This window comes from Myxococcus xanthus, from assembly GCF_013116825.1.
Classification (GTDB): domain Bacteria; phylum Myxococcota; class Myxococcia; order Myxococcales; family Myxococcaceae; genus Myxococcus; species Myxococcus xanthus_B.
On the sequence record NZ_JABFNS010000073.1, the window covers coordinates 1 to 18711 of the forward strand.

At 67.1% G+C, this 18711-nt stretch carries 4 protein-coding genes; 1 reads left to right on the plus strand and 3 read right to left on the minus strand.

Annotation, left to right across the window (positions count from 1 at the left end):
• Positions 1 to 64 precede the first annotated feature (64 nt).
• The gene (locus HNV26_RS21400; RefSeq protein ID WP_171445106.1) at positions 65 to 5779 is read left to right on the plus strand and encodes a helicase-related protein; all 5715 of its coding nucleotides are present in this window, start codon (positions 65 to 67) and stop codon (positions 5777 to 5779) included.
• 16 nt (positions 5780 to 5795) lie between these two features.
• On the opposite strand, the gene HNV26_RS21405 is transcribed toward HNV26_RS21400, so the two are convergent.
• From HNV26_RS21405 to HNV26_RS21415, 3 genes are read right to left on the minus strand one after another with little or no spacing between them, the layout of a single operon-like run.
• Positions 5796 to 7886, minus strand: a complete 2091-nt coding sequence (locus tag HNV26_RS21405) for a UvrD-helicase domain-containing protein (RefSeq protein ID WP_171445105.1) — start codon at positions 7884 to 7886, stop codon at positions 5796 to 5798.
• On the minus strand, positions 7886 to 14185 hold the full coding sequence (locus tag HNV26_RS21410) for a DEAD/DEAH box helicase (RefSeq protein ID WP_171452859.1): 6300 nt from the start codon (positions 14183 to 14185) through the stop codon (positions 7886 to 7888). The genes HNV26_RS21405 and HNV26_RS21410 overlap by 1 nt, the downstream gene beginning before the upstream one ends.
• The gene (locus HNV26_RS21415) at positions 14185 to 18474 is read right to left on the minus strand and encodes a DNA methyltransferase family protein (protein ID WP_171443454.1); all 4290 of its coding nucleotides are present in this window, start codon (positions 18472 to 18474) and stop codon (positions 14185 to 14187) included. The genes HNV26_RS21410 and HNV26_RS21415 overlap by 1 nt, the downstream gene beginning before the upstream one ends.
• Positions 18475 to 18711: the final 237 nt, after the last annotated feature.

Genomic DNA, 18711 nt, shown 5'->3' on the forward strand with positions numbered 1-18711 from the left:
AACCCCACCCTGGCCGTGCAGGAGTTGAAGCGCATCGGTTGAACTCTCTCACGCGACAACTACCTTGACGCTCACCGGGACCGCGAGCTTCGGCGAGCGCATGCGCTTCTGCCTCTACAATGGGAACACGCCCGAGGAGACGAGCAGCGCCAACAAGGCGCGGAACCCGTCGCAGGTGCTCGATCGGCTCACCCTCCGCCAGTCCCCGCCGCCCATCCTGGTCACCAACACGACCATGCTCGAGTACATGCTTGTCCGGGCGTCCGACATGCCGATCGTCGAGCAGTCCCGTGGCCGGCTGCGCTGGATTGTCCTCGATGAGGCGCACACCTACGTAGGCTCGCAGGCCGCCGAGCTGTCCCTACTGCTGCGCCGCGTGCTGACCGCCTTCAAGGCGGACGCGGAGCAGGTTCGCTTCGTGGCCACCTCGGCGACGTTCGGTGGTAAGGAAGCGAGCGGAGAGCTGCAGCGCTACCTGGCAGATCTCGCGGGCGTCTCCCCAGACCGCGTTGTGTTCATCGATGGCAGGAGGGCGGTCCCAGAGCTGGACGCGGCGATCCCGGCCCGCGCCGAGTCCCTCCCCACGCGTGAGCAGGCCAGCACGCTGGATCCCAAGGCGCTCTTCCAGCGACTCGCGGCGGTGCCTCAGGTGCGCACCCTGCGCAATACGCTCGCCAGGACGGCCCAGGGGCTTGATCAGCTCTCCTCCGAGCTGGAGAAGGCCCAGGCCTTCCAGCCGGGGGAGGACAAGAATGCCGCGACGCTCGAGTGGCTGGATCTGCTGAGCTTCGCTCGGGACGAGCGGGGCAGCCTCCTGCCGCTGCGTGGGCACTTCTTCCACCGGACCCAGACCGGGCTCTGGGCCTGCTGCAACTCCAACTGCCCGGGGCGTGGGGGAGGGCCGCTGGACAGTCCGAGCTGGCGGTTCGGAAAGGTCTTCCTCACCCGCCGGGCCACCTGCGACGCGTGCGACTCGCGGGTGTACGACATGGTCTTCTGTGTCGGCTGCGGCAGCGAGTACCTCTGTGCCGAGGAGCGGAACAATCTGCTGGAGCCGCTCTCGTCGAGCACCTTCGAGTTCGACTCGGACGAGGGGGAGGACGACGACGGACTGGACGACGAGGACAGCGCGCCTCGAGCCCACTCGGTGCTGCTCTGCGGGCGGGAGCCGAACGGCCTGACGTCCAAACCCCTGCGGTTCTCGCCCGTGACGGGCGAGCTGGAGCCGGAGAGGGCGGACAAGGTGACCCAGGTCGTCCTGATCTACCCGCGCAAGGGGAGGCTGCAGTGCATGGCCTGCGGCCAGCGAACGGAAGATCGGGAGGAGCTGTTCCGCCCCGTCCGGCTGGGAGCTCCCTTCTTCCTGGGCGCCGCCATCCCGGCGCTGCTCGAGCAGCTCTCTCCCTCGGAGAAGGTGCCCGAGCGCATGCCGCTCCAGGGGCGGCGGCTCATCACCTTCAGCGACAGTCGCCAGGGTACCGCCCGGCTGGCGGCGCGGCTGCAGCTCGAGGCTGATCGCAACTATGTCCGCAGCCTCATCTACCACCAGTTGCTGGAGCGCAAGAAGGGCGCGGACCTGACCGGCCTCCAGGAGCTGGAGGCCAAGGTCGCTAGGTTCGAGAAGCATGTGCAGGCCATGCCGGAGCTGCAGCAGGACCTGGACGAGCAGCGCCGAGCGCTGGCGCAGAAGCGCGCCCAGGCCCTTCGGCCGTCCATGCCCTGGGCAGAGATGGCCCGCTGGCTGGCCAGTCATCGGGGCATCAAGGAGTGGATGCCGGAGCGGCAGCGCCAGCGCTACCCTCCCGCTGTCCTGGAGGGCGAGGCGCTGGCCTCGCTCTGTCTCTACCGTGAGTTCGTCCGCCGCCCGAAGAGGCAGAACTCACTGGAGACGCTGGGGCTCGTGGCGCTGAGCTACCCCGCCCTGGAGCGGGTGACCGCCATGGATATCCCCAGTGACTGGAAGGTGGCCTCGCTCGGGCTGGGAGCGTGGCAGGACTTCCTCAAGCTGTGTCTCGACTTCTTCGTCCGTGGCCACACGGCGGTCCATGTGCCTGACGGCTATCTGCGGATGCTCGGCACCCAGATCCGCGGCTCGGTGATCGTGCACCCGGACGAGCCGGGCGTGAAGAACAGGCGCTACCCGTGGCCCAAGGCCGTGATGGGGAGGCGCCTGCCCCGCATGGCTCGCGTGCTGGCGCTGGCGCTCCAGTTGGATGAGCAGAAGCCGGAGAACCGGGAGCTCATCGACGGCCTCCTGAAGGAAGCCTGGAGCCAGCTGCGGAAGCTGGGGCTGCTAACCAAGACGGACGAAGGGTTCGTGCTCGCCCTGGACCAGCAAGCCCATGTGACGCTCATGACCGAGGGGTGGATCTGCCCCATCACCCGGCGGGTGCTCGACACCGCCCTTCAGGGCGTCTCCCCCTATCAGACGGAGCGCTGGGCGGGAGGCACCGCGCGATGCCAGAAGGTGGCGCGGCCGCAGCCGCCTGTCGCGCTCACCTTCGGGCGGGACGAGGAAGGGCGTCAGTCACCCGGAGCCATCCTGCGGTGGCTCGCGACGGATCCGCAGGTGAAGGAGGCGCGCGAGCTGGGCGTATGGACGGAGTTCTGCGACCGGATCACGGCCTTCGCGGATTACTACCAGGTGGACGAGCACTCCGCGCAGCAGTCGAAGGATCGCCTAGTGCGGTTGGAGAGCGACTTCAAGGATGGCCGGGTGAATGTCCTGAGCTGCTCGACCACCATGGAGATGGGCGTTGATATCGGCAACCTGTCCGCCGTGACGATGGCCAACGCGCCCCCGGGGCCCGCCAACTTCCTCCAGCGCGCCGGCCGCGCGGGGCGCCGTGGGGAGGCGCGCGCGGTCACGCTCACCATCTGCCAGAGCGCCCCGCACGCCGAGGCGATCTTCCAGTCGCCGCTGTGGCCGTTCACCACGCCCGTGCACGTGCCCACGGTCTCGCTCCAGAGCGAGCGGATCATCCAGCGCCATATCCAGTCCCTGCTCCTGTCGCACTTCCTCCGGCGGTTCGACGCGGACAGCATCCAGCTCACGTGCGAGTGGTTCTTCCTGCCCACCCCCGAGGAGACGAAGCCCTACGCGGAGAGCTTCGCGGACTGGCTGGTGGACAAGGCGATGGAGGATGGGGAGATCGAGGCCGGGCTGCGGCGGCTGACGGCCCGCTCCTCCCTGCAGGGCGTGGAGGTGCTGCGCCTGCTCCAAGCGGCGGAGGCCAACCTGCGCCAGATCATCGAGCGCTGGAAGGCGGAGCACGAGGCGCTCGAGTACGAGCTGGAAGAGGCGGGGGGCCGGCCCGACAAGGATAAGAAGAAGAGATCCCAAGCGCCGGGGCAGGCCGCGCGGTGGGCGATCTGGGCCCAGCTCCGGAGGCTGGAAGGGGAGTACCTGCTCCGGACCCTGGCCAACGAGGGCTTCCTGCCCGCGCATGGGTTTCCCCTCCACGTGGTGCCGTTCGTCAACACCACCGCCGAGGAGCTGGAGGCACGAGCGCAGGCCGAGAAGGACAAGCGCTCAGAGCGCGAGGAGGGCTACGGCCAGGCGCGCGGCTACCCGGCCCGGCACCTCGCGGTGGCGATCCGCGAGTATGCCCCGGGCAGCAGCGTCGTCATCGATGGAATGGTCTACGACTCCTCGGGGTTGACGCTGCATTGGCGGCTCCCGCCCGGGGACGAGGATCGCAAGGAGTTCCAGATCCGGCGCATCGCGTGGCGGTGCCGCCGCTGTGGTGCCTGTGACACGGCGGCCTCGAAGCCCGAGGCGTGCGAGCGCTGCAGCGCCAGCGATATCTCGTGGATGAAGCTGCTGCAGCCCTCGGGCTTCGCCGTGGACATCTTCAGCAAGCCGCACAACGACTTCTCCCGGCAGCGCTTCATCCCTGTCCAGGAGCCCTGGATCTCCGCGGGCCGGGCCAGCTGGCAGCCCCTGGCCCACCCCGAAGCAGGGCGCATCCGGTACGATCCGGAGGGCCTCATCCTCCACTGGAGCGCGGGGCTGTCCGGAAAGGGCTACGCGATCTGCCTGGAGTGCGGCCGGGCTGAGTCCGAGATCGTGGAGGAGCGAGAGGGGCCTCCCCCCACGCAGCTCGCCGGTCACACCCGGCTCCGGGGGGGCCGGGGGCATCAGGAGTGCGAGGGCAATTCGGACTCCAAGCTCGCCATCCAGCGAAACATCTGCCTAGGGGGAGCGCTGCACACGGACGTCGTGGAGCTCCAGCTCCAGGAGCCCACCACCTCCGTGCCCATCACTAGCGAGGTCGCGTGCTCCTCGATCGCGGTGGCGCTGCGCCAAGCGCTCGCCGCGAAGCTCGGTGTCAGGCCGGAGGAGATCGGTTGGGGGACAGTGCCGGCTCGATCGGAGCAGGACGCGGCGCGCCGCTCGATCCTCCTCTTCGACATGGCCGATGGGGGCGCTGGCTATGTCTCGAGTGTTCCCGGGAGCTTGCCGGAGCTGCTGAGGCGTGCCAGGGAGATCCTCGAGTGCTCTAAACACTGCGATCAGGCGTGCCACGCATGTCTGCTCGCCTTCGACACCCAGCACATGCTGGACAAGCTGAGCTGGCGTGAGGGGAGGGAGGTCCTCACCGACGCCCTGCTACAAGCCCTGGCGCTCCCCGCCGAGCTGGCGGTCTTCGGTCCGGAGACCCAGCTGGAGGCGGTGCCGCTGTCCACCGCGCTCATCTCCGAGATGCGGCACAGCGAGGCGCAGGAGTGCAGGATTCACCTGGGTGGGGCGGTGGCGGACTGGGAGATCGGTGACTGGCGCCTGTGGCCGCACCTGGCCCGGTGGGCCGCGGAGGGCATCCGTGTCTCCCTCTTGATCCCGGAGGATTGCGCCGCCCAGCTGACCTGGGATGAAGGGCGGGCCCTCGTCTCACGAGCCGAGGGAGCCCGCATCTCGCTGCTCATCACACCGCCGGGAGGGGCAAGCATCGCGGGGACCCGGCTGATCGCCGAAGTGGGCGGAGCCCAATATGCCCGGCGCTGGGCAGTGACCTCGGAACAGTCGCTCCTCCCCGGTCCAGACTGGGGAGCCTTGGGTGCCACCGGACGTTGTGTCACCGCGAAGAACCCCCTGGCGCTGACGCCGCCCACCGCGCGTCCTCCCCGGCCCGAGGAACTGGCCAAGGCAAGGCCCGGCGAATTCCGGGAGCTGAGCATCCAGGCGCAGCTCAACGGCCCGATCGAGACGCTCGGGGAGCGGTTCTGGCGGCTGCTGATAGGGATCGTGCCCGAACTCGGTGAGCGGCTGCAGGCCGGGCAACCCCTGGCCGAGGTGAGCTACACCGATCGCTACGTCCGCTCGCCGATTACCGCCCGCCTCCTCTTCGAGGTGCTGCGTGGGCTGCAGCGGTACACCGGAGGGCTCCGCCCGAACAGCCAGGTCAAGGTGCAGGTGGCGGAGCCAGAGCCCAGCCGCAATCCACGGTCCTTCCTCAACCAGGATTGGGACAACCGGCAGGCCCAGCAGGATGTCCTGAGAAGGTTGCTCGGGCCTCTCGGCGCCACCTCCGTGGAAGTTAGCGACCGGAGGAACGTGGCTCACATGCGCGAGCTGCGCCTGAGCTGGCCGAATGATGAGTACCTGGTCATCCGGCTGGATCATGGACTGGGCTTCTTCCGGATGGACCGCCAGCTGCGGCATGAATTCCGAAACGACGCGGAGCGGCAGGCCCGCGCCATCCAGCAGGCCACCTTCCGCATCGAAAACCACGCCCTGGGGGTGGTGCCGCTCTACACCACGGGGGTGTTGCAGCGCTGAGCACGCGGGAGGCGCTTCAGAGGGGCGAGTGCCTGCCCCAGCCACTCAGCCACAGCGTCTCACGCGCGCGCGTGGCACCGACGAACAGCAGGTTCCTCTCCCGGGCCTGATGCTCCTCGACAGCGAGTTCATCGTCCAAGAGTTCTGGCCTGACCGGCAGGGGGAAGCGCTCATCTCCCAAGCCGCAGAGCAGCACATGGTGGAACTCGAGGCCCTTGGCTCGGTGCAGGGTGCACACTCGAATCCCGGGTCCCTCATCGAGCTCGGACTTCTCGTGCACCAACATCACGGGGAGCCCTGCCTCCTTGAGCCGTGCCTCATACTGGCGTGCTAGCTCCCGTGTCCGGACCAGAAGCCCCACGGATTCGGCGGGAGCGTCCTTCAAGAGCGTGCGCAGGTGCTGCACCACGGCCTGGAGCTCGGAGCCCTGATCCGCGAACCACACCTCCTTCGGCTCTGGTCCGGAGAGCACCGAGCTATAGCCCTTCAAGCTCTCCTCACCCCCATCCAGATCGTCCCGCCGCTGCTCCCCAAAGAGCCGAACTGCGTAGCCGCGGATCTCATGTGTGGTGCGGTAGTTGATCTTGAGCGTCTTCCCTCGCCCTCGGATGTCAATGCCTGCCGAGGACACCCGAACCGGTGGCGCATACAGCCGCTGGTGCGCATCTCCCACCAGGAACAGATCATTGGCACCGGTGGGTGCCAGTGTCCGCAGGAGCTTGAGCTCCTCCAGTCCCAGATCCTGGGTCTCATCCACCACGACCGCCTGGTACGGAAAAGCGCGTTCCTCCTCGAGCCGCTTCCTGGCCAAGCGCACCACGTCCACGAACTCGTGGAGCTGCCGTGATTGGAGCGCCTCACGGTAGGCTGTGAACACCGACCACAAGAACTGGCGATCCTCCTTCTTGAGCGGCGTCCCGCCGCGTCCGCGACGGCTCGCACGGAGATACGCGGTTTCTGTCTGGATGTCCTGCGCCTGGACCACGCGCTCCCACTCCTGCTGCACGAAGGCGAGCGTGAAGCGAGAGAGTCCGGTGACGCCGGTGGCCTCTGCCCAGGCCTCCCGCACCTGCTCCTCCTGGGCAATCTGCAGCTTCACCCCCCGCTCACGGAGCCAGCCAGCGGCCCAGGCGTGCAGGTGCGTCACCTCAATTCGCGGTGGATCGTTGCCGTTGCACAGCTTGCGCAGGTTGCGCCGGAGATCTCGGGCCAGGTTCTGCGAGAAGGTCGTGAAGAGGATGCGGTGATGCGGCGCCGTCCACACCTGTTCCGCCAGGTACCTGGCCCGGTGCATCGCTACAACGGTCTTACCCGTTCCTGGGCCGCCCAGTACCCGCGCCGGCCCGTTGAAGGAGTGGGACACAAGCTTGCGCTGATCGGGATGGAGGAAGACACGCCAGGCCTCGACGTCCCTGGACAGGAGCTCCTCGAGCGCTACTGCGGAACGAACCTGGACGAACCGCCGCTGGGTGCTCGGCTCCTCCAACGCTGCCCCCAGGTCGTCCACGTCCACCTTGCGCTCCGGGCGCCCTACCGCAGCTCGGACCTCCTCGAACGAGTCGCCATGCAGCAACCAGGTCAGCGCCTCGGCGGCCTCCTCGGGCAGGTGCGGCGCAAGCTTCCGCAGTGAGGCCTCGTCACGCACTCTCCTTACCGAGGGCAGGAGGACCTCTGGAATCCCCAGCTCTACAAGCTGGGGATCCTTCAACTTGTCGAAGGCACCCGGCTCTCGCCCCGCCGGAAGCTGCTCGACCGCCGCCGCCGCCGCCGCTACATCCACCACCTGTAGCGAGCCCACCACGGGGTGGACATCGAAGACCTTGTTGCGCGCCCAGCGCATAGCCTCGTCGTGGTGGTCCACATAGACCAGCAAGAAGCGGTTGCCAGTGTCCGGAGCAATGATGATGGCCCGATAGTCATCACCGACCCTCGCGGTTCGGGCCCGCTTGTCCTTGAAGTCGTGGATGGACTCCAGGTGACGGGCCGCTGAGCGTGAGTCTTGCTCGAAGTTCTCGACCAGCTCATAGACCTTGCGCTGCACCTTGTGGGGCAGCCGGGGCAGTTGCAGCAGCAGCTCCCTGCTAATTGCCAGCTCTACGGACGGCATCAGCGGGCCTCCTTGAGGAAATCAATCAGCGACTGCACATCCAGGGCAGCGTCCGCAACCCAGAGCCTCCAGCCGTGCGTCTGTGCGTCCTGGGCATCGAAATCAGGCGCCAGAGATTCAAGCAGCAGGGCCGCCTTCTGCTCTGGCCACGACAGCTCGGCCTGTCCCCACGCACCGCGGGTGGAACCGGGCCGGGCCAGCTCGGACAGAAGCTCTGGAGTCGGCACTTCGACTTGGGCCAGCGCCTGCGCGGCTTCCCTTATCGATGGATCCACCTCTCTCACCCAGCTCGGAATCCCTTGCGTCTCCCGTGCGGGGCTCACGGAGCCATCCACGGCGAGCGCCACCGCTCGCGATGTCTGGACCGTTCCCTCCGGAAGCACCTGCATCCAGTTGAACAGAGCCAAGAAGAGCCGCCATCCGTCGCGGAAGTCCTCCCGCTCCAACGCGTCCGGGTGGTCTAGCAGGTGGAGCACCCACCGCACGACCGCGCCGGGGGTCTTCGGCAGCTCGGCGCTCGCGCGAGGCAGGTCCACGCAGACGGACAGACGAACCGGGCCCAGCTGGCGCTCCCCATATCCCCACCTGCCCTGTGCCGCAACGACACGAGCCTCCAACCCGCGGGCCTCAAGCTCCGCCCGATAGAGTTCCCAACCGCCATCCGAGAGGGTCACCCGGGCTGAGAGCAGCGACGCGGAAAGGCCGGCGCCAAGCTTCGTCCACACCGCTTCGTCCCATTCGGTGAAGAGATCCAGGAGGAGGAGCACCGGGTTCCGGCGCAGCGCCTCCCGCTCAGCGCTCATGAGAAACGGCAGCTTCGAGAACAGGCTCGAGGACTGCTCCGCGAGCAGCTCGGGACCAGCTATCTGGGCCAACGCAACACCGTCCACGTCCGCCCAGGTGGTGCTCCAAACGCGATACCTCCCGCTCCGCACGATGGCTGTCCGCTTGGCTACGTCCTCATGGACGATGGAGTCGCCGCCATCGAGCTGGGCATGAAAGCGGTAGCCGTCACAGAAGACCGCCACGGGCAGCCGCTTGGAGGCAGTCCCGTCTGCCTCGGTCAGCGCCTCCAACACGAAATCCGGCCTGGAAGCGAGCTCCACCCCTTGCTCCCGTCCCAGCAGCACCTGGCGGACGATCTGGACCACCTGCTTGCCTCGCTCCAGCCGCCAGGCATCGAGCCCCCGTACCGCGACCCGCTGTGTCGTGAAGCCCCGGGACCGGGCCACCTGGAGCGATGAGCCCAGGAACAGCTCCTCGAACTCGCTGTCCGCCACCGGCTCCACTGAGATGTCCGAGAGAGATGCCACCTCTTGCAGCTTCGGCTCGGGGTGGAGCAGGAATGCAATGATCTCCAGGGCCGCGCGCTTGGACAGTCCATCCAGCTGGCGCCCCTCGGCTCCGGTGAACAAGCACCGGTAGCACCCATCTCCTGGAGGCTCTCCCGCCCTGGTATTGCCCCGGTTGCAGGAACAAGCCCGCATGCGGGTTCGCGCCAGCTCGAAGAGCTCCAGGAAACGGGCCGGCTGCTCGGCGAACTCCTTCAGATATCCGGTTCCTCCCTCCACGTTGTCGTAGAGGATCAGGAATCGCCGGCGAGCGCCGGTCGAGGCCGGCTCGGAGCTCTCATCCACCTGGAGATGGACGGGCTGTCCACCGAACTTCTCACGCAGTCCGAGGCGCAGACACGCCTTCAGGTGTCGCATGCGGCTCTCGATGTCGAAGGTGACCACCGGCAGCAGCACGCGGATGGCCTCGCTGTGCATCTCCCGGTAGAGGAACACGTCGCGCCATCGCTCCTCGCTGGTCTTCGAGCGGCAGCGGAACAGGTGCCGGGGCGTATGGTGCGTGTTCTGCCGGTCGCGGACGATGCCGCAGTCGTCGCACACCGAGAAACCGGGGGCGGGGAGGGGGGCTCCCTGCAGGTCCAGGTCCGGGCCTCGCTCCCGCTCCAGCCCGAGATTCAGCTCCCGCAGGCGGACCGAGGCCAACCACTCGAAGCCGAAGACCCGATCCGGATCCGCCCAGGCGCGGTGGGGCTTGCCCGGGTCGATCTCGAACAGTGCCTGGACGCGGTAGCGCTCCTGGGCGCGCTCGTCCGTGTCATCCAGCGGAAGGCTCGAGTGGTGAGGCTGGCGCGCGCCTACCTCCTGCAGGCGCAGCACCTCCCGCACCTGGCCTTGTTGCCCGAAGCCCTCGGTCCCGCACAGGGGGCAGCTCCGAGGAACATCCCCGGCTGTCCACAGGGTTGTGTGCGAGCACTCCGTGCAGAAAGACCACCGCTCGATGCGCGAGTGGTCACGCGTCCCCGCGCGGACCTGATCCACGACCACCTTACGCCGCTTCGCGTAGAAGGAGTTGAAGGGCGCCAGCTCCCGCAGGGCGCGCCCCGCGGGACGCTGCAGCTCGTCGCTGAGGCGCCGGGAGCCGTCCGCGCTCGGGGCTCCGGTGATGACGTAGCTCAACGTGACGCCGGGCTCCGCCAGCGCGTAGTTGGGCAGGAAGCCGTTGGCTACCAGGTAATCGAGGCCCCACTGATTGTTGAGGTCGCGGAGCCGGGTCTCCACCACGCGCAGGTCCGTCTCGAGGTCCTGCCGCTCCAACTCCTGGCCTTCACGTGTTAGGGAGGGGTCCGGCCGCTCCAGCAGCGCCCGTTGGCGCTCCTTGAGGCGCGTGCGCAGGCGCTGCAGCTCCTCGACTGTTTCGCGGGTTTGCCGCAGCCGGCTGCCCAGCCGATCTCCAAGCTCGCCTGCCGCCTCTTCCAACCGGACGCGGTTGGGCGCCGACAGGGCATCGCCGAACATCCCCTGGAATTGGCCGAGCAGCTCCTCTCGCCGCTCTTCCACCCAGCCGAGGAAGCCGCGTGGAAAGCGGCCGGCGACCTCCGCCGAGAGCATGGCCGCCACGTTGCGGGGGATGACCGCGCGTGGTTCATTGCGGGCCCATTGGTCCAGGCAGAAGGCGTTGAACTGCCGGATAAGCATCTCCGGAGCGTCCAGGAAGGTCCCTGGCGCGGTCACAGATCCGGCGATCATGTCTGGCGGGTGGAGGAAGAAGTACTGGTCGTGCGAGCGGGCCCGGGCCAGCGTCAGCAGCAGCGCGTTGCCCGTGTCCCGCCCCGCGCGGCCCGCGCGCTGGACGAAGTTGGCCACCGTGGGCGGCACGCTTGCCAGCAGGGTGCCCGACAGATCGCCGATGTTGATGCCCATCTCCAGCGTGGGGGTAGCGGACAGCAGGTTGGGGGCGTCTGCGGGCTGGCCCTCTTTGAACTCCTCCTCCACCTTCTCGCGCTCGCCCCGGGTCAGCAGGCCCGTGTGCTCCTCGGCGAACACCCGCTGGATGTCCGAGCTGGCGTAGACCGCGCGGTAGTAGTGCTGCTCGGGGCGGGTGTCTCCCTGATAGCGGCCCACACAGCGGTACCCCATGCAGCGGCCGCCCTCGAGCACCCAGGCCTCGGCCAGGCTCAGGGTGAGCAGGTGGCCACAGACGCCGCACCGGAGCATGCGGACCTCTCGCGTCACCCGGCAGGAGGAGAGCGGAATGCCGAGGCAGTCACCCCGATCGCGGCCGTAGTCCCGGAGCAGATCCTCCGCGACCAGCCGCTCCTGGATGAGCCCGAAGAAGTTCTGGAGCAGATCCAGATCCCCCACGAGCCGCTCGTGTGAGAGCGCCTCGTCCAGCGGGTGCGCTTCGTCCACCAGCGCGCGCAGGGCGAAGTCGTACGCCCAGGTCCGGTGGGGCTCGGGCGAGGCCCAAAGGTCCAGCGTGCGCTTCTTCTTGTGGCGCGAGAGGAACCGCAGCGGGCGCTCCGAGAGCGGAAGCGGCGGCAGTGCCGGGTTGCGGTCTCGCCTGAGAATGAAGTCGTTAGCGCCCTCCCGGAGGAAGGCGTCGAAGACGGGGTGGTGCACGCCTCCGCGCGAGGCCACCCGATGCACCAGCGACAGCGTCAAACGCCTGAGCGCGAGCGCGGGATCGTCACAGTGGCGGAACAGGCCCGGCAGCTCGTTGGGCAGCAAGTGGGCCAGGTACGTGGCGGCGCGCTCCAGGGCGTCCGGGGACAGGCTGAGCGCCGCGCTGCCGACCTTGTAGAGGCTCCGGCCGACGCGGGCGTTGTAGCCGAACTCCAGCACCGCCTCGATGGAGGCCCGCTCCTGGACCGCCTGCTCCAGCGGGCGGGGCCGCTGCGCGGCCGGGTGCTCCATGAAGGCCCGGTAGGCCGGCTCGTCATGCCGCTCGGGGGCGAAGAGGGTGGCGGTGGACCGGGCCACTCCCAGCCGCTGGTCCAGACTCGCGATGGTGAGCGGCCCCACCTGGTCGAGGGGGACATGCCCCTGCTCGGGCAGGGCCTGCAGGAACGCCGAGCGAAGGGAAAAGCGGTAGGTCCGGCCCGTGAGAAAGCCCGCCTGGTGCGAGGCGTCCTGCACCGAGTCCGTGAAGGCCAGGAGCTTCTTGTCCGCGGTGAGCTTCGAGGAAAAGAACTGGGCCACGCTGACCGAGTTCAGCGTCGAGCCCTGCGCGCCCACCATGATGAGCGCCTGATCGGTATCACAGGCCGGGCAGCGCTTGGAGTCCCGGCCCGTCGAGGTGGCGTGGTGGTGAAGGTGGACCTTGAAGCCCCCCTGGGCGGGGGCGTCTTCGAGCCGCCGCAGCTCCAGGGTGGAGGCGTTGAGCCACTTGGGCGGCTCCTCGGACTCCAGCGACTCGTCACCCAGGGCTACATAGCGCAGCCACTCCGAGCGCTCGAAGTAGGCGCGGAAAATCTCCTTGGGGTTGGGGGACAGCTGGCGATCTCCCTGGTGCTGGAGGCTCACCCACCCGGCATGGCCACACTCCCGGCAGTAGTAGGTGGGGAGTGCCACCGCGCCTTCCGGGAGCCGATCCTCGGGCCAGCAGAAGGCGACTTCGGTGGGGTGGACCCGGCGCAGCAGGCGCCGCAGCTCTCGCGTCCACAGGTGGACCTGCACGGTGAGCAGCGGCAGCTCGCGAACTCCCTCCCTGCGGCGAGCCCAGGAGATGATCGCGACGAAGCTGTCCAGGGCGGCGAGGCGGGTCTCGGGGGGAATGGCCTCGAAGTCGGGATCTCCCTGGGCGAGCCGCTCGCAGAGCTCGGCCTCGGTGCGCACCCCGCGCTGGCCCTGCCGGATGAGCAACGGCAGGAGCGGGTGGCCACGAAGGTACTCGGCGGCGGAGAACGGATCCGCTGCTCCCTGGGGTCCCAGCCAGAGGGCGGCCTGCCGGCGGCAGTAGGCGTCCAGCGGCTCGTCGCTTCGGGGCTCGAGCTCCGAGCGCTCGCGAGGGTAGGAGGGCGGCTCGAAATCCACGGAGGCGCGGAGGTAGGCGTTCAGCCCCTCGCGCTCCTCCTTGATGATGGCGTCGCCGGGAAAGGGGACTCCGAATACCTGGCCCGCGAACCGGAGCAACTGCTGATCGGACTCGGAGGCGTCGTCTCCCGAGACCACGGTGGCGGATGTACCCACGCAGGTGAAGCCTGGCTCCCGGGGGGCAACCCCGAGCCGCGCGCGCAGGCGGCGGATGAGACAGGAGACGTCGCTGCCCTGGGCCCCGTCATAGGTGTGGAGCTCGTCCAGCACGAGGTAGCGGAGCGTGCGGGAGCCGTTGTCCTTCCAGAGGACGCTGTCCTCCGGCCGCAGCAGCAGGAAGTCCAGCATCCGGTAGTTGGTGAGGAGGATGTCCGGCGGCTGGGCCCGGATGGCCTGCCGATCGGTGAACAGCATCGACGCGATCAGGGATTGCTCGTCCTTGCCTGGGGTCTCACAGGCCTCCTGGTTGCCGCCGATGTAGAGGCCCACTCGGACCTTGCCTCGCACCCGGTCATCGTTGGCGAGGATGGAGGCGATGCGCCGCGCCTGATCGGTGGCGAGCGCGTTCATGGGGTAGAGGACGATGGCCTTGATGCCTGGCTGGCCATGGTTGCGGACGCAGTGGTCCAGCAGCGGGTATAGGAAGCACTCCGTCTTGCCCGAGCCGGTGCCGGTGGTGACCAGGGTGTGCCGCGGCTCGCGGTCCTCGCGCGAGGAGAGGCGCTCGAAGGAGCGGATCTGGTGGACGAAGGGAACGAAGGGGGGGGGGACGTCCAGGGGGACGGGTTCGCCCGCCGGGGCCTTCTTGTAGGGCAGGCGGATGGAGAGGTAGGGGCCTTTGAAGAGGCCGCGCTCCGGGTCCAGGAGGAAGCGCTCCAGACCGTCGCGCAGCTCGCTACGGGTGAAGGCGAAGGTCGTCTGGAGGTAATCGACGATCGAGCGGCGGACCTGCTCGGCCACCTGAGAAGGCAGCATCAGGCCACCTCCGAATCTGCCTCGGAGTGGCGGCGCTGGAACTCCGCGTAGGCTTGGCGCATGTCCGCCTCGCGATCGCAGCCGTCAAACGGCAGGAGATAAGTGATGGAGAAATCGTTCGGATCCGCAATCGTTCCCTCGGCCTGGCCTCGCTTGGTGACCAGGTTCAGGACCGCAGTAGAGACGAGACGGCCGGTCTGGTCGTAGCGGTTCTCGCGCTCGTAGCCTTGGAGGACGGGGAATTGGGTTCGGTAGAGCTGGCACAACTCTTCGGCCGACATACCGAGCGCAAGCGCCGCGAGAGCTTCGATTTCGATCAGCGCTTGGCGGCGCTCAAAGTCATTGCGCAAGGCAGACTGTCTCGTCCAGGTAGAACTAAGAGCAGTAGACGAGAGTCGATGGTCTCGCTTTGTCCAGTTGAGCTTCCGGCTCCTGCCGCTCCAGTTTTTCTCCCAGAGTGCACTGTAGTGCTCGGTGAGGCAGGTAAGGCTCAAAAGCCTGTCGATCGCATCCTGCGGCATGCGTACTGCGGGAAGCTGACTGAAGTCGGCTCCGCGCAAATCCGCCTTTCCTGTTGAACGAACAAGAAAGTCGGCAATCACGGTTGTTGCAAATGCCGATGTCTCAAGCAGCAGCTTCTCATCATCGAAGGTGACGGACGTGACTGAGTCGAGGTGACCCGCCCCGGGGGGAATAATTGTGGAGATGAGGGTTCTTTCTCCCGTGACTGCGAGCCGACGCCGGTGGACATGCCGGTAGTAGTCGGTGACAGGGCGCTCTTTGAATGTCGGCGTGCGCGCGCGGTACTCCTTGGAGCTGCATTTGGGGGAGTAGAGGGTTCGTGGCAGGAATTCATCCGGTATGTGGGTGAGGTCAACCTGCGCGTAGTCTTGGTTGTGTTTGCATCCCGGATTGGGTGTCTTGTTGAATGGGCGGGCCACATAGAAGTGTGGTCCAGAGACGATCCATTCCTCCGGTTTGCGGCAATCATGCTCCTTGGCGACGATTGTCCCGTCATGTTGGCGATTGGTTTCGTCCCACATAACTGTCGCGAACCACTGGTCCCTGATGTCGGCGAGTTTGGGAGCCGCCGCCAGCCGTTCGAGTACCCGGAGCATTTCTGTGCTGTGCACCACAGGGAGTCGGGCTTCTCGAGCTGGAGTTCCAGGTTCGTCGTACAGTTTGGCGAAGAGACCCAAGGTCTGCTCATCGATGTTGATAATTCGATGACTGTGGCCTCTAACGTCCCAGTTATCGCTTTCGTCCTTAATTCCGGGTACCGCTCCTACCCCCAGGTGGATCAGGGAGTCATCGATGACTTTGGGATGTAGGCAGTTGCCCATCATCTTGAAGGAGATGGAGATCCGAGGCCGGCAGGTGGAGATTAGCAGTCCGTAGTGCTTCTGGTCTTCGATCTCCTTGAACAGCATCAGCTTGTTCATGAACTCGAAGCGGAAGCGCAATCGTTCATAGATGGCGGCACGTAGCGCTCGGCCCTTGGGATCATCGAACGCGCCCTCCTGGTGGATGAAGCCAGCCACACCGCTGTTCGATCCCAGCGTCCATCCCAATGACAGGAAGTTCTTGTAGAGGTTGGCCTGTACGCCCTGGAGGAGCGGATAGCATTGATTCGCGCCCAGGAGCGATTTGAGCCCGAGGGTCTGAGTCAACTCGTTCAGGTAATCCCGCGTCCGCTGCTCGTTGTTCAGCAGCGCTTTTCTCATCTTCGCCAGTTCTGCGGCGCTGTGGTCTCGCACGCCCAAGGTGGCGTCGAACTCGGAGAGGATGCCCGCCTCCCTCCATTCCAACTTCACCCACGGTGGGTTTCCGAGCAGCAGATCGAAGCCACCCCGGTCCGCGAAAGCTTCAGCGAAGACGAGCTCCCAGTGGAAGAAGCCGCCGCCTACGTGTGCAAGCCATGGGTGAGCCTGTTTGACGGGCGCCACGTCAACTGGGCCCTCAGTTGCGAGCAGCGCCTCAAGCCCGGAGAGCCATTCCTCCCGCTTCGGCAGCTTGCCCACTTTCTCCAGAGGCCAGTTCCACAGCGCACACCATGCGTCCATGGCCAGTTGGAGCCGTTGCCCCGCAGAGCCTGGCTGGCTCAGGTCTTCAGTGACGATGCGCTCCCGCTCGTCGGGGGTCAGGTGCTGTGCCGCCGCCTCTGGGGGCTGCCCCCAGACTGGAACCGCCTGCGCGGTCCGGGCCAGCACGCGGCGTCGATCTTCCACATGGCGCTTCCACAGCCGGTCCGCTGATCCACTCAGGGAGCGCAGCCGCTCCACCTCCTCCTTCGTCCATGCGGCGGAGATGAAGGCCTTGCGCCACTCCTTGAGCTTCGTGACTTCCTTCTCGGCGAGTGACTTCGCCACCTTGTCGTCCGCCACGGCTCCCATCCCCTCATCGGGGAGCAGGAAATGGAGGATGCCGTCTTCCGGGAGCGGCTGGTCCAGGGGAACAGCCTCTGGCACCAGCCCGAGAAAGTTGGGCGCCGTCTTCGTGGGCTTCCGGAGCACGTCCTTCGCCCGGAAGACCTGCCGACGACAACCCACCAGTGAGTTGCCCACTCCCAGCCGCAGGTCGAACCACGGCACTGGGATTCCAGGCCCCAAGATGTTGAGCCACAGCGAGACCTTGGCTAGGTTCACCGCCACGGGGTTGAGGTCCACGCCGTAGGCATTGTGCGTGGCCAGGTACGCTTTCACCCGCTGGCGCTCGATTGCGTATTGAGCCTGAGGGATCCGCTCTCCGCGCTCCGCCTGCTTCTTCTCGAGATACGCGTCCGCGATCTGGTTGATGCCCTCGTTGAGGAAGGCCCCGCTTCCCATGGCCGGCTCACACAGCGTGAGCTTGAGAATCTCGTCCGCGCTCTTGCCGGGGAGCAGCTCCTTCAGCGCGTACTTCACCACGCACCGCGTCAGCACGTCGGGCGTGTAGTACGAGGCGGAGCGTTCCCGGTCCCGGCCCGCCAGCCGGTAGACGAACGAGCCCTTGGGGTACACCTTCCTCTTCGTTTTCCGCTCGGGATCCAGCGGATCCGGAATCTGGACGAACTCCTCGTCCTTGAAGCGTTCCACCTCCGATGCCCGGGCGAAGAAGACCTGCTCCAGCACGTCCCCGTCGTCGTTCTTGCCCTCCTTCTTGAGCTCGTAGAGGTTCTCGCGGGCAAAGAAGCCGGTGTAGCTGAGCAAGCCCTCGTACACCGCGCCCAGCTGGTTGATGCCCAGCCGCGCATACGAGATGCGGCCACGGCCCCGCTTGCGCCCCTTGCCCTTGGCGCCCTCGCGGGACAGCGAGAGCAGCTGCAGCACCTGCTGCATGACTTCATTGGGCAGGCGAGCCGAAGACAGCCGTGGGGTGTGCCGGGGGTCGAACAGCGCAGAGTCCAGCGCGGGCACCTCGAACGTGAACTTCTGGTTTCTCAGCGCATCGCTCTGCGCGAAGCGCTGCCCGCGGTGCAGCAGTGCGAAGAGCTGCTCGATGCTCTCGTGGATGAAGGTGCCCCCGCGCGCCTCCGCCCCGTGCAGCGGCACCAGCTCCAGGTCGCGCAGGTGCTCCAGGCTGTAGCCCAGCCGGTAGCTCTCACTGTTCATGGGCAGCACGCCCAGCTCCTCACCCCGCGCCTCCGCATAGAAGATGAAGAGCAGCCGGTAGAGGAACGTGAGGCACTCATTGGTGAGCTCGCGGGCGAGCGTGTCGTCGAACAGGCTGGTGCCATCTCCCTCGTAGAGCTTCTTCTTGGACTCACGCTGGTGGCGGACCCAGGCGTTGCCGAGCAGCTCCACCGCCTCGCGGAGGTTGTACTTGAGGTCCTCGGACACGCCATACGCATGGCGGTGGGAGTTCTCGTCCAGCAGATCATGCGCGGCAGTGCCCTGCTCGGGAGCCACCGCCTCGCGGCAGAGCAGCGCCGCGGCCGCCGTGAGTTCGAGCGAGGCGCCTCCGTCCAGCACGGTGTCCAGGTCGAAGTGCAGATAGCGCCCCTGGCCCCACCGGCTGCGCTCCGCCAAGAGCACCTCGCGCCCGGCCATGGCCAGCACCCAGCGAGGCGGCTCCTCCAGGGTGAACAGCGTGCTGATGAGCTCCTCCAGGTCCTCCTGGAACGACGTCTCGCCCTCCGTGTGGCGTACCGTCGAGGGAGGGAGCGGCCGTGCCTCCAGCAGGCTTCGCTCCGGCTCCAGCATGGGGGCCTCCACCGCCACCACCCGCCGCTTGCCGTCCACGGACAGGTCCAGGAGCACCCGAGCCAGCAGGTCCGGTTCGAGTTCTACGTGGAGCTCCCGGTCATCCACCGGGTAGCCAAGGACGGTGAGTAGCTCCTGGTGGAAGGACTGGGTGAGCCGCTCGCGGTCCGCCTTCTCGGCGCGGCGCAGTTGCTCGTACTTCTTGCGCAGCCCCTTGAGCGCCTTCTGAGGGCTCTCCTCGCCGAAGTGCTGTAGGAGCCCCTTGAGGTCCTTCTCCAGCAGTTCGTCCAGGTAATGCTGGCTGTAGAACTCGCCTACGTTCTTGATGCCACGCGGTGTGAAGGC